Source organism: Brachybacterium subflavum, assembly GCF_009299795.1.
Lineage (GTDB): Bacteria > Actinomycetota > Actinomycetes > Actinomycetales > Dermabacteraceae > Brachybacterium > Brachybacterium subflavum.
On sequence record NZ_VIGP01000006.1, the window covers coordinates 42,426 to 54,920 of the forward strand.

A 12,495-nucleotide genomic window follows, 5' to 3' on the forward strand; every position below is an offset into this window, starting at 1 on the left:
GTAGCGGGTGGTCACTTCACGGCGCCCTGGGTGAGTCCGGAGATCACCCAGCGCTGCGCCAGCAGATAGACGATGATCGCCGGGGCCATGGCCATCAGGTAGCTGGCGAAGGCGATGTTGTAGCTGTTGTTGAACTGGGTCTGGAACATGTTCTGCAGCACCGGCAGCGTCTGCAGGGTCGGGTCCGAGATGATCAGGCTCGGCATCATGAAGTCGTTCCACGAGCCCAGGAACGCGAAGATGCCCACGGTCGCGGCCATCGGGCCCAGCAGCGGGAAGATCAGCCGCCAGTAGACCTGCCAGGTCGTCGCCCCGTCCACGCGCATCGACTCCTCGAGCGACATCGGGATCGCCCGCAGGAACGCCGTGAACAGCATGGTGTTGAAGGCGAGGGCGAAGACGACGTGCAGGATCGCGACGCCCAGCGGCGTGTCCAGGTGGATGATGCCGGTGAGCTGCACCTGCGGGAGGGCGACCACGGGGAACGGGATGAACATCGCCGCGAGCAGGTAGAAGAACGACCAGCGGAACAGGCGCCGGTCCCAGTTGCGCACGATCGCGTAGGCGGCGAGGGAGGAGATCACGATCTCCCCGGCCACCGCGAGCAGGGTGACGAAGCCGGAGACGGCGAGGGCGCGCGGGAAGTCCGTCAGCTCCCAGGCGTCCGCGAAGGCCTGGAAGGTCAGCGGGGAGGGGAGGGCGAAGGCCTCGCCCTCCACCGCCTGGGCGTCGGACTTCAGGGACATGTTGATCGTGACCAGCAGCGGCACCAGGACCGCGAGCGAGCACACGATGAGGATGATGGTCGCGGGCCAGTTGGCCCGTTCGCGCGAGCGGGACATCGGCCGCCTTCCGCCGGACGGGCCGGATGCGGTGCCCGAGGGCGTGGAGGCGGAGGTGGTGGCGATGGTGCTCATGCTCCGAAGCTCGCTTTCCCGCGGGTGATGCTCAGCTGGATGACCGCGATGACGATGCTGATGATGAAGAAGACGAAGGCGTTGGCCATCTGGTAGCCGTAGTCGCCGCCCTCGAAGCCCTTGAAGATCGACATGGCGACCGTGCGGGTCGCGGTGCCGGGGCCGCCGTCGGTCAGGCCCACGACGATGTCGTAGGCGTTGAGGTAGTTCTTGAAGCCCAGGATCGTGTTGATGACGATGTAGCCGGAGACCAGCGGCAGGGTGATGTTCCACAGCCGCTTCGCGGGGCCGGCGCCGTCGATCGACGCGGCCTCGTAGACCTCGTCGGGGATCGTCACCAGGCCCGCGATGTAGATGAGCATCGTGGAGGGGATCGTCGACCAGGCGGTGACGATCACGATCGCGATCCAGGCCAGCGACTCGTTCGCGAGGATCGAGGTGGACAGGGACTCGATGCCCAGCGCCGAGCCGATGGCGGGCAGCGACGTGGAGAACAGGAACTTGAAGACGAAGGCGATGATGATCCCGGAGATCACCATCGGCAGCACGAACACCGTGCGCAGCGCCGCCTGCAGGCGGATCCGCGAGGTCAGCCCCAGGGCGAGCGCGAACGCGAGGACGTTCACGACGATCACGGTGACCAGCGCGAAGCCGAGAGTGAAGAGGTACGCCGAGACGATGCCCTGGTCGCGGAACATCGCCACGTAGTTGCGCAGCCCGATGAACTCCCAGTCGCCGAAGCCGATCGAGTTCGTGAACGAGTAGGCGAAGCCCAGTACGGCCGGCAGGGTGATCGCGAGGGTGAAGATCGCGAGTGCCGGGAAGAGGAACAGGTAGTAGACGGGGTCGACGCGGCGGGTGCTCCCGCCCCGACGACCGCTGCGGGCCCCGCGCTTGCGCGCGGTGCCGGCGGATCCCGTGGAGGGATCGGCGACGGTGGATGTCGTCGTTGACATGGTGGGCTGTCCTTGCGTGTCGAGAGAGGGGATCAGGAGCGGTAGGCGAGGCTCGAGAAGTCGTTGTCGACCTTCGCGAGGATCGTCTTGGGGTCCGCGCCGAACAGGATCGACTGCAGATAGTTCGTGAAGGGGATCGTGGTGGGGATGAACTGCGAGGCGCCCTGGTAGAAGGCGGCGTCGTCGTAGTACTTCTGCATCGGCGCGATCCGCGGGTCCTTCGCCGGCGGGGCGTCCTTGGTGGTGCCCATCGCCAGCAGCGCCTTGTTGTACGGGTCCATGACCTCGGGGGTCATCAGGAACGAGAGGAGCTCGCGGGCCTCGTCCTTGCGGTTCGCGCCCTCGGGGATCCACAGCGAGAGGTCGATGTTCACGCGGATCTTGAGGTCGGCGGGATCATCGGTCACCGGAAGCGGGAAGCAGGAGAGATCCTCCTTGCTGCCCGCCTTCTCGATCTCGGCGAGCGCCCACGGGCCCTGCAGGAGCATCGCGGCCTTGCCGCTGCCCATGGCCGTGTTGCCGTCGCCGTAGAAGCGCGAGGCGGCGTCGTCCTGGTGGTACTTCTTCAGCTCGAGCATCCGCTCGATGGGCTTCAGCATGTCCTTCTGGAAGGACGTGTCCGAGTCCGGGCCGACGTCCTCGCCCAGCTCGTTCATGCGCTCGAAGAAGCCGCGCACGTCCATCATCCCGCCGATGGTGTAGTCGAACAGCCCCTGGCTGACGGTCCACGGGTCCCCGAAGGTGCCGTAGATCGGGGTGATGTCGGCCTTCTGGAGCTTCTCGCAGACCTCTGTGAACTCGTCCCAGGTGGTGGGGATCTCGAGGTGCTGCTCCTCGAAGATGCGACGGTTGTAGATCACCGCGGCGCCCGCGACGGAGAACGGGATCACCGAGGTGCGTCCCTCGTAGCCGGGATACCAGTTCACGAGCTCCTGGACGTCGTCCCTGATCAGGCCGGCCTCGGGCATGTCCGCGAGGTCGGAGAGGGCGCCTCGCTCCATGAACCGCGCCATCTCCAGGTTGTAGTTCTGGCAGGCGATGTCCGGCGGGTTCTTGCGCACGAAGCTCGCCGAGAGGTTCGTGGCGATGTCGTGGACCACGCTGATGTCCTGGTGCTCCTTGCGGAACGTCACCAGGAGGTCGTCGAAGTACTGGATGGCCTCGCGCTTGGACTGGTAGAAGATCACGGATCCGCCGGACCCGCCGGATCCGCCGGTGCCGCCGCAGCCGGCGAGGCCCGCCGCGGCGAGCAGGCCTCCGGCGGCCAGCAGGCCGCGACGGCTCAGCGGCGATCGGAGTGGGGAGGAGGGGGACATCATCGTCTCCTTCGAGGGTGGTGGAAGGGTGCCAGGCTATGCGGGGTCGAGAGGGGCGGGAAGGCGGATCGCCGGGCGGACGCCACAGGGGCTCGACGGCGGATCTCGCGGCGGGTCCGGCGGCGGGGCGACGACGGGTCCGACGAGCGCGTCCGACGGGTCCTCCACGCGACGGGCAAGAAAATATAGAACGTAGATTTACAGTCTGCATGAAGTATGTGGAGGCGCTCCGGTACTGTCAAGGCATGTCCGACGGCCCCGCTCGATCACCGCGTCTCCTGCGGCGCATCAACAGCGGTGAGCTGCTCCGGTTCGCCCTGGCCAGCGGCGAGTTCACCGCGGCGGAGGCGATGTCCGCGAGCGGTCTGACGCGGGCCACGGTGCTCGGCGTGTGCGGGGATCTCGTGGCCGCCGGATGGCTCGAGGAGATCGCGGATTCGCGCGCTGCCGGGCTGTCCAGCCGGGGGCGCCCCGCGCGCCGCTACCGCCTGCGCGAGGACGCCGGCGTGGTGGTCGGCGTGGACGCCGGCGAGCGGAGCTTCGCGGCGATCGCCGCGGACCTGCGCGGTGCGGTCCTGGGCACCGCCCGTCGACGCGTGGATCCCTCCGAGGTCGATCGCGACGGGCGCGTCGCCCTCGTGCGGGGACTCGTGGCCGAGGTGCTCGAGCAGGCGGGGCGCGGCGAGGACGCGCTGCTGCTCACCGTCGTCGGCATCCCCGCCCCGGTCGATGCCGATGGACGCTCCCCGGACGACGAGGGCGCCTTCTGGGGCGTCATGAACGCCGGCTTCCAGGACCATCTCGCGGGAGGCGTCCTCATCGAGAACGATGCGAACCTCGCCGCGCTCGCCGAGCACGCGCACAGCCCCGGTCCGCACATGGCCGCCCTGCTCGCGGGAGAGCGCTTCGGCACGGGCCTGATCGTCGACGGCCGCCTGCTGCGCGGCAGCCGCGGCGGCGCCGGCGAGATGCGCTTCCTGACCCTCATCGCGGGCGACGACCCCGACGCCGGGGCGGTCGACGGGCTCGGCGCCCTCGCCCGCCGCTGGGCCGTCGGCGAGCTCGATCGCAGCGACGCGCCGTCGACGCTGCGTGCGCGCGACCCGGACGACCTCGACGCCGAGCAGGTGATGGCTGCGGCGGCCGACGGCGACGCCCTGGCCTCGGGCATCGTGCGCCGGCTCGGCGATCGCCTCGCGCACGTCGCCGTGGTGCTGGAGAGCCTGCTGGACGTGGAGAGGGTCGTCGTCGCCGGGGGCGTCGCCCCGTCGGCCGGCCCGATGCTCGGGCATGCGCGCTCGGTCCTCGAGGCAGATTTTTTCCCGCCCTTCCCCGAGCTCGTCGCGAGCACGCTCGGCCGGGACGTGATCGTGCGCGGCGCGATCGAGCTTGCCCTCTCCCGCATCCGCGAGGAGCCCCTGGACTTCCTGCCGGCGGGGGCCGACCGCGGGGTCTGAGTTCGGGGGCGTGCGCCGGCCCGGGCAGGTGCAGGGCCGCGGTGCCCGTGAGCTCAGGCTGCGAGCGCCTCGCCGATCCCCGGGATCACCTCGACGTGCCCGCCCACGCGATAGGCGACGGCGGGATCGTAGGGCGCGAAGCGCAGGGGCATCCCCGCCTCCTCGGGGGTGCTGTCGGCCTTGCGGCCGTTGCATTCGCGGCAGGCGGAGACCAGGTTCGTCCAGCTCGAGGCGCCGCCGCGGGAGACCGGCATGATGTGGTCAACGGTCGCCAGCAGCGCGGAGCACGGCGGTGTCTTGGAGACGCTGCGCCCGCAGTAGGCGCAGGTCCAGTGGTCGCGCTCGTGGACGGCGCGGAAGGAGAAGCCGACGGAGCGGCGGCCCTCGCCCTCGACCCATGCGCCGCTCAGCTCGCGCGTCAGCTCCAGGGCCGTGGGGACGATGTCGTCCCCGGCCAGGGTCAGCTCGACGGGGTCCGCGACGCCGCGCCGGATCATCCCGAACGCGTGCCGGACCGAGGTCGTGTGCAGCAGCTCGCCGATCCCGGTCGCCGGGTCGTACCCCTTGTTGAAGACCTTCACCACGGACATCGCTGCCACCTCCTGCCGCCGTGCGGCGGTGCGCCCGCGCGAGTGGGTTCCCGCGGGGCACGCTTGCATCGTTGCGCGTCGGGGTTCCGGAATCAACCGATTTCGCTCACTCGTCGCCCGCGTGTCGTCCGCTCGTTCCCCGAGGAGACGGCGTTTCGTCGTGCCCTGTCGTGCCCTGTCGCGCCCTGTCGCGCCCTGTCTCGCCCTGTCTCGCCGCGACGCGTCGCGGGCCGGGTGCGTCCGTTCCTCCCCAGAGCTCCGCCGTCCACATTCCTCGCCGACCCCTCGCGGTCGCCCGCGACGACCGGGAAGCTCGGGCCATGACGCACATGACGCACGCACCCATCGGCCCCGACGACGGCCAGGACGCCGACCGCACGCCCGACGCCGAGGAGGTGGACGTCAGGGAGGGCCCTCCCTGTGGTCATACCTGGCGGGAGGGCGGCGAGGCATGGCCCCTCGAGGACCGTGCCGCGGTGCCGTGGTTCCTGCCCCCGCCGTCCTCCCTGCTCGAGGAGGAGGAGATCGACGACCTCGAGTGGGTGCGGCAGGCAGCCGCGATCCCCTTCGTGCAGCGCTGCCGACTGCTGCGCGACTTCGTCGGCGACGGCCGGCCGCTCACCGAGAGCGGAGTGCTGCCCAATGCCGCGGTCCGCGAGCTCAAGCAGCGGGCCGGGATCGTCCGCCCCGGCGGCCGGCTGCGCGAGATCCCCGAGCTGCTCGGGCCGTGGATCGTGCTGCTGAACCTCGGAGTGCTCGTCGGCGACGACGAGAACCACAGGGTGCGCCGCTGCAGCGCGGAGCATCCCGGCGCGCGAGGGGCTTTTGACGAGGGCGACGAGCCGCTGGGGGAGATGGACGGCGAGGTCGACGGCGTCCTGGCGATCGCCGAGCTGCTGCACGTCATCAGCCGCTACTGCCCCGATCACGGCGGATTCCGGAACACCGGCCTCCTGCTCGAGAGTCTGCTCGCTGCGACCTGCGAGCACGGTGTCACGCTGCCGGAGCTCCCCGCCGACGGGTGCCTCGACGAGGCCGCGATCGCTCGGCTCTTCCGAGGCATCGGCGCGAACACGTCGATCACGTGGGACCCGATCGACGACCGCCGAGGCGAGGTGGATCTGCAGGCGGTCGACGACCTCGGTGACGCGCAGAGGGATCTCTTCCTGCTCCAGGCCTACGGGATCCTCGGGGTCTCCGAGCCCGGGCGGTCAGGCATCGTGTTCCGGGCGCCGCGACCCGTGCGCACAGCGGTCGCCCTCCTCGCGCTGCGTCGTCAGCAGGAGGAGGACGCCCGACGGGAGGCGCGGGGGACTTTCCTGTGATGGGGGCCGATGCGTGAGGAGCTGGTGCCGGAGCGCTCGCGACACGTGAGCGGCACGTGTTCGCATCGGACGACCAGGAGATCAGGACTCGGCGTACCAGAAGCCCTCGAAGGTGTCCTTGTAGCCCCTGTAGCCCAGGTTGGAGGTGTCATAGCGGTAGGAGGCCAGGATCTCGCCGTCCGCGCCGCGCTCGGAGAACACGCCGGACTTCCCGGAGTTCACCACGGCGTTCTCGTCGATGCCCCCGCTGCCCAGACGGAACACGTTGGAGACGACGGAGGAGTAGGGCACCTCGACTGCCAGATCCTGCGTATAGCTCCAGGTGTTCTCGTCCACGAGGTAGCGCAGCATGTGGCTGGTTCCCTCGAGCTCGTCCGTCGAGGCGTTGTCCGGCCCCTCGTCCTTCCAGTCCACCTCATTGCGTGTGCCCACGTACCAGTAGTTGTTGTTGAACATCTCCAGGTAGAACTGCCCGTCGGGCAGGGAGTCGTCGTCGATGCGGTGCACCGAGTGCTGGCCCGCGTTGCCGATCATCGACCCGGAGGGCTCGAGGAACTTCCCCTCGTAGCCGGTGCCCTCCCAGAGACCCTCGGCCCCGAGCATCCACCGCACGCTCGGCGTGGAGCCGGGCTCGAGCGCGTTCTCGAGCGCGAAGATCGTGGAGGTCTCGCGCGAGGACAGGTACATGACGTCGTCGATGATCTGCAGGGTGTTGATGTGGATCCAGTCCTCGCCGGTCGCGACGGGGTCCCCGAGCCCGTCGCCGGTGCGGGCGTGCGCGAGCTTCTCGTACTCGGGGAACACCTTCTGGAGGTCGACCACCTGATCCACGTCACCGGTGCGCAGATCCACTCTGCTCACCCGGTCCTCGGAGCGCCCGCTGCTGGTGACCGACGTCAGCACGAAGGCGGCGTCGCCCACCACGTCCAGGTCGTGGTGCACGGACTGCTTCCCCAGGTCGATGATCGTGCCGGCATGGCCCAGGTGGTCCAGCACCGAGACCTGCGCGCTGCCCGTGGTGGTGACGATCCGGCCGTCCTCGACCACCAGGTGGTGCTGGGCGGAGGTGGTCGAGGCGAGCTCGGCGCGCATCAGGCCCGTGTTGTCCATGAGGAAGGAGTTGTTCCCCGGCCCGGAGATGCCGGACATGGCGAACAGGCCCTCGGTCAGCGACTTCGCGTTCTTCACGTCGGCCGCGATGCTCGAGGAGTAGCCCGAGGCGGTGGTGGGTGTGCGGATGCTCAACGACCCGCGCACGGCCTGACCGCTCGTCGGCTTCCAGGTGAGCGCGAGGGTGCTCGTCGCCCCGGGGACCAGGCCGACGAGCAGGCCGTCGAAGCCGGTCTCGGCATGGTTCGCGGCCGTCTTCGCGAAGTCCTCGGCATCGGCGACCGCGTCGACGAACGAGAGCTCGCCCGCGGAGTCGTCCGCGAAGTGCACGTAGAGCCCGGTGCGGGTGGTGCCGTACGGGTCGAGCACCAGCAGGGGGTTCTCGGAGGTCCAGCCGCCCTCGGCCTTCTTCGCCTCGAGCGCCTCGTGCCGCGCCATCTGCGTCGCCTCCGTGTACAGCTCGGGATTCGACTCCCCGTCGTCGAGGTCGTAGGAGACCTGCCAGATCGTCCAGTCTCCGCGCGCGTTCTCGAACTCCGAGATCGTCACCTCGGGCGCCCTCGCCGCACCGCCCGATGACCCGCCCGATGACCCGCCCCAGACCTCGCAGCCGGCCAGTGCGAGGCCTGCGGCGCCCGCCCCCGCGCCGAGCAGGACGGAGCGACGACTGGGCGCGCGGTGGGCGAGTCGGGCGTCGGTGTCCTGGGAAGGGGTGTCCCGGGTAGGGGAGTGCGGTGCGGGTCGGTGCATCGGGCGAACGTAGCGAGCGTCTGTCGAGCCTCTGCTGTCGCCCGGCTGTGGATCCGCTGTGCGGCAGTCCGCCCTCGACGGGCACGACCATTCCCACGTGGAGAGAACCTCTGGCCTCGGGCTTCACGGACCGGTAGCGTCGGAGCCTCGCACCTTCGAAAGGCATTCGACGATGACTGCTCGCGCGACCGCCGGCACGCCTCTGGGCGCCTCCGCCCAGGACGGCACCCATCCCCGCCCCACCCTGATCCGTGAGAGCTGGACCAGCCTCGACGGCACCTGGGACTTCGCCCATGACGACGAGGACCGCGGCCTCGCCGAGCACTGGTTCATCGGCGGATCGGCGGGTGGAAGCGCGTCCGACGCCACCCGTCCCGACCCGCTCGACCGACAGATCCAGGTGCCCTTCGTCCCCGAGTGCGAGGCCTCCGGGATCGGCGACCGCGGTTTCCACCCCGTCGTCTGGTACCGCCGCACCGCCCAGGTCAGCACGCCCGCAGGGCACCGCGCGCTGCTGCACTTCGGCGCCGTCGACCACGAGGCCATGGTCTGGGTCAATGGGCACCTCGCCGGGCAGCACACCGGCGGCCAGACCGCCTTCACCGTCGACATCACCGACCACCTCGCGGGCGATGGCAGCGCCGAGATCGTGGTCCGCGCCGCCGACGATCCCCACGACGTGGACCTCCCGCACGGCAAGCAGGACTGGCAGGAGCAGCCCCACGGCATCTGGTACGACCGCACCACGGGCATCTGGCGCAGCGTGTGGATCGAGGTCGTCGCCGATCAGCATGTCGACTCCTTCACCGCCGAGACGGACCTCGCGCGCTGCCGCGTCGAGGTCGTCGTCGACCTGGCCCGTCGGCCCCGCCCCGGCACCCGTGTGCGCATCGAGCTCAGCAGCACGACCGATCGCGGGACCGAGCAGCTCGGCGCGATCGAGCTCGACGCCGTGGAGCCGCGCGTCGCCGGCGCCGTGGAGATCTCCGCCCTGCGCAACACACAGGCCCGGGACCGCCTGCTGTGGCGGCCCGGCCACCCGCACCTCGTGGACGCCCGCATCCTCGTGCTCGAGACCGAGGGCGAGGCCGAGGATCCGGCCGAGCACGCGGGCCGCAGGACCGCCGTCGTCCGCGACGAATCCTTCAGCTACCTGGGTCTTCGCACCGTCGGCGTCGATCGCGGCTGGTTCCTCCTCAACGGCGAGCCCTGCTACGTGCGCTCCGTCCTCGAGCAGGGCTTCTGGCCCGACACGCACCTCACGCCGCCCTCGGCCGACGCCTGCCGCGAGGAGGTCGAGCTGATCCTGGATCTCGGCTTCAACGCCGCCCGCATCCACCAGAAGACCGAGGACCCGCGCCTCCTGTTCCAGGCCGATCGCCTGGGCCTGATGATCTGGGGCGAGACCGCGAACGCCTATACCTACTCGCCGCGCGCGGTCACCGCGCTCAGCGCCGAATGGGCCGAGATCGTCGCCCAGTACCGCGCCCACCCCAGCATCGTCACCTGGGTGCCGATCAACGAGAGCTGGGGCGTGCGGGACCTCGCCGACCACCCCGGCCAGCGCCAGCTCGCCCTTGCCATGATCGCCCTGACCCGGGCGCTCGACCCCAGCCGGCCCGTCGTCTCCAACGACGGCTACGAGCACACCGGCGGCGATCTGCTCACCCTCCACGACTACTGCACGGACCCGCCGGCGCTGCGCGCTCATTACGCGGATACCGCGGCCCTCGAGCGCACCCTCACCGGCATGGGCCCGCAAGGGCGACGCCCCGTGCTCGACGGCGCGACCGAGCTCGGCACGGACGCCCCCGTGATGCTCACCGAGTTCGGCGGCATCGCCTACGCCACGGCCGAGACCTGGGGATACGCGGTCGTCGGCAGTGAGGAGGAGTTCTCAGAGCGCGTCGGCGGCCTGTTCGAGGCCGTCACCGCGAGCCCCGTCCTCGCCGGCTTCTGCTACACGCAGCTCACCGACACCCAGCAGGAGGCCAACGGGCTCGCCACGGCCGAGCGCCGGCCGAAGCTCGACCCGGCCGCGATCCGCGCCTTCGTCACCGGGGAGGTGCCCGCATGAATGCCGCCCCCGCGTCGGATCCCGCTGCCGCGTCGGATCCCGCTGCCGCCACGGACTCCGTTGCCGCGTCCGCCCCCGCTGCCGCGTCCCCTCCCGCTCCCGACGGCACCTGGAACCCCCTGGCCGGAGTCGCGAACCCGCTGCCGCTCGGGGCGGTCAGGCCGCGCGGCTGGCTGGAGCGGCAGCTGCGCCTGCAGGCCGACGGCCTCACCGGGCGCCTGCCCGAGGTCTGGCCCGACGTCGGCCCCGACAGCGGCTGGCTGGGCGGGGACGGCGAGAGCTGGGAGCGCGGCCCCTACTACCTCGACGGGCTCGTGCCGCTGGCCCACGTGCTCGGCGACGAGAAGCTGATCGCAAAGGCGCAGCCCTGGATCGACTGGATGCTCGGCTCCCAGCGCGAGGACGGCTTCTTCGGGCCGGGCGTCGACGAGGACTGGTGGCCGCGCATGGTCGCCGCCAAGGTGCTGATCCAGCACGCCGAGGCGACCGGCGATCCGCGCGTCGTCCCCTTCCTGCTGCGTTGGCACCGCTTCCAGCTCGAGCACCTGGCCGAGCGCCCTCTCGCCCAGTGGGCGAAGGCCCGCGGCGCCGAGGACGTGCTCACGATCGCCTGGACCCGCGCGCACCTGCCCGCCGGGCAGGAGGACGAGGGCGCCTGGCTCGAGGACCTCGCCCGCCTCGTCCTCTCCCAGACCTTCGACTGGGACACTCATCTCATCGAGCACGTCATCACCGGTCAGGCCCAGGTCTCCGCCCACTCCGCCCATGGCGTGAATGTCGCGATGGGCTTGAAGACCGGCGCCGCCGCTCAGCTCGTCGACGGCGATCCGGGCCATCGCGCGCGCACCGAGGAGGCCCTCGCGCACCTCCAGCGCTGGCACGGCCAGGCCCACGGCTGGTTCTCGGGCGACGAGTGGCTGGGCGGCCGCGAGGCGACCGCGGGCGTGGAGACCTGCCTGGTCGTCGAGATGATGTGGACGGCAGAGGTGCTCTCCAGGGTCTTCGGGGACGCCGTGCAGGGCGACCGCCTCGAATCCCTGGCCCTCAACCTGCTGCCCGCATCGTGCGATCCGCGGACGCTCGCCCACCAGTACCACCAGCAGGGCACGCAGATCGAGGTCTCCGTGGCCCATCGCGACTGGTCGTTCTCCAGCGACGACGCGAACATGTTCGGGCTCGAGCCGCACTTCGGCTGCTGCACCGCGAACCTCCACCAGGGCTGGCCGAAGTTCGCGGCGAACCTCTGGGTGCGCGACCCCGACGGCGGGCTGCGCGCCGTCGCCTACGCCCCCTGCACGATCGACGTCGACGCGGCCGGCATGCCCCTGCACCTCGAGGTGGTCACCGACTACCCGTTCCGCGAGACCGTGCGGATCCAGGTGCGCGGGGGAGAGGGCGCCGCCGTGCCGCTGCGCCTGCGCATCCCCACCTGGAGCACCGAGCCGCGCCTCGTCGTGGACGGCGAGGAGGTCCCGGTCTCGCCGTCGGCCGACGGGCACGTGGAGCTGCGGCGCGACTGGAGCGGCGAGACCGCGATCGAGCTCACGCTGCCGATGCGCGCCCGCGTCGAGCGTCGCGAGCGGCAGGCGGCCGCGGTGCACGTCGGCCCGCTGGTCATGGTCGCGACCCCGGGAGAGACCTGGATCGAGGTGCCCGGCGCCCCCGGGCTGGGGGAATGGGAGGTGCGCCCGCGCGGGAACTGGAGCTGGGCGCTCGCCGACGTCGAGCAGGCCGGGACCTGGCGGATCGGCCACGGCGAGATCCCCGCACAGCCCTTCGCCCCCGGCGGGGCCCTCACCCTCGAGGCGCGGGGCAGCAGGCTGTCCCAGTGGGTCGCCGACGGCGCCTCGGCGACCCCGCCACCGGCGAGCCCCGTCCTCGAGCACGGACCCGTGCATGGTCTGCGCCTCGTCCCCTACGGCACCGCGCGCCTGCGCGTCATGGAGTTCCCGGTGATCGGGGCGTGGCTCAGCGACGGCAACGAGGACGAGTTCTGA

General features: G+C 70.9%; 9 protein-coding genes. 4 read left to right on the plus strand and 5 right to left on the minus strand.

Annotation, left to right across the window (positions count from 1 at the left end; all coding sequences use genetic code 11):
• Positions 1-11: 11 nt before the first annotated feature.
• From FHG10_RS14420 to FHG10_RS14430, 3 genes are read right to left on the minus strand one after another with little or no spacing between them, the layout of a single operon-like run.
• Complete coding sequence (locus FHG10_RS14420) at positions 12-917, minus strand: carbohydrate ABC transporter permease (protein WP_152354061.1); 906 nt, start codon at positions 915-917, stop codon at positions 12-14.
• Positions 914-1,873: a carbohydrate ABC transporter permease gene (locus FHG10_RS14425; protein WP_152354062.1), complete on the minus strand. Its 960-nt coding sequence runs from the start codon at positions 1,871-1,873 to the stop codon at positions 914-916. The genes FHG10_RS14420 and FHG10_RS14425 overlap by 4 nt, the downstream gene beginning before the upstream one ends.
• A 32-nt stretch (positions 1,874-1,905) precedes the next feature.
• Entirely contained in the window at positions 1,906-3,192 is a 1,287-nt protein-coding gene (locus tag FHG10_RS14430) for an ABC transporter substrate-binding protein (RefSeq protein WP_406565169.1), read from the minus strand.
• Positions 3,193-3,434: 242 nt separating this feature from the next.
• Here FHG10_RS14430 and FHG10_RS14435 point away from each other — a divergent pair, with 242 nt between their 5' ends.
• A complete protein-coding gene (locus tag FHG10_RS14435) occupies positions 3,435-4,646 on the plus strand; it encodes an ROK family protein (RefSeq protein WP_152354064.1) in 1,212 nt (403 codons plus the stop codon).
• Positions 4,647-4,699: 53 nt separating this feature from the next.
• Here the strand turns inward: FHG10_RS14435 and FHG10_RS14440 are convergent, their stop codons facing one another.
• The gene (locus FHG10_RS14440) at positions 4,700-5,236 is read right to left on the minus strand and encodes an HNH endonuclease (RefSeq protein WP_152354065.1); all 537 of its coding nucleotides are present in this window, start codon (positions 5,234-5,236) and stop codon (positions 4,700-4,702) included.
• Positions 5,237-5,565: 329 nt separating this feature from the next.
• Here FHG10_RS14440 and FHG10_RS14445 point away from each other — a divergent pair, with 329 nt between their 5' ends.
• Positions 5,566-6,561, plus strand: a complete 996-nt coding sequence (locus FHG10_RS14445; RefSeq protein ID WP_152354066.1) for a hypothetical protein — start codon at positions 5,566-5,568, stop codon at positions 6,559-6,561.
• 81 nt (positions 6,562-6,642) lie between these two features.
• On the opposite strand, the gene FHG10_RS14450 is transcribed toward FHG10_RS14445, so the two are convergent.
• Positions 6,643-8,421 (minus strand): aryl-sulfate sulfotransferase, encoded by a 1,779-nt coding sequence (locus FHG10_RS14450; RefSeq protein WP_152354067.1) that lies wholly within the window; start codon positions 8,419-8,421, stop codon positions 6,643-6,645.
• A 172-nt stretch (positions 8,422-8,593) separates the two neighbouring features.
• Between FHG10_RS14450 and FHG10_RS14455 the strand changes: the two genes are divergently transcribed.
• Positions 8,594-10,498, plus strand: a complete 1,905-nt coding sequence (locus FHG10_RS14455; RefSeq protein ID WP_152354068.1) for a glycoside hydrolase family 2 protein — start codon at positions 8,594-8,596, stop codon at positions 10,496-10,498.
• Entirely contained in the window at positions 10,495-12,495 is a 2,001-nt protein-coding gene (locus FHG10_RS14460) for a beta-L-arabinofuranosidase domain-containing protein (protein ID WP_152354069.1), read from the plus strand. The genes FHG10_RS14455 and FHG10_RS14460 overlap by 4 nt, the downstream gene beginning before the upstream one ends.

Bases quoted from the DNA above. Each gene is read 5' to 3' on its own strand.
- FHG10_RS14420 (WP_152354061.1), bottom strand. From the start codon at position 917: ATGAGCACCATCGCCACCACCTCCGCCTCCACGCCCTCGGGCACCGCA.
- FHG10_RS14425 (WP_152354062.1), bottom strand. From the start codon at position 1,873: ATGTCAACGACGACATCCACCGTCGCCGATCCCTCCACGGGATCCGCC.
- FHG10_RS14430 (WP_406565169.1), bottom strand. From the start codon at position 3,192: ATGATGTCCCCCTCCTCCCCACTCCGATCGCCGCTGAGCCGTCGCGGC.
- FHG10_RS14435 (WP_152354064.1), top strand. From the start codon at position 3,435: ATGTCCGACGGCCCCGCTCGATCACCGCGTCTCCTGCGGCGCATCAAC.
- FHG10_RS14440 (WP_152354065.1), bottom strand. From the start codon at position 5,236: ATGTCCGTGGTGAAGGTCTTCAACAAGGGGTACGACCCGGCGACCGGG.
- FHG10_RS14445 (WP_152354066.1), top strand. From the start codon at position 5,566: ATGACGCACGCACCCATCGGCCCCGACGACGGCCAGGACGCCGACCGC.
- FHG10_RS14450 (WP_152354067.1), bottom strand. From the start codon at position 8,421: ATGCACCGACCCGCACCGCACTCCCCTACCCGGGACACCCCTTCCCAG.
- FHG10_RS14455 (WP_152354068.1), top strand. From the start codon at position 8,594: ATGACTGCTCGCGCGACCGCCGGCACGCCTCTGGGCGCCTCCGCCCAG.
- FHG10_RS14460 (WP_152354069.1), top strand. From the start codon at position 10,495: ATGAATGCCGCCCCCGCGTCGGATCCCGCTGCCGCGTCGGATCCCGCT.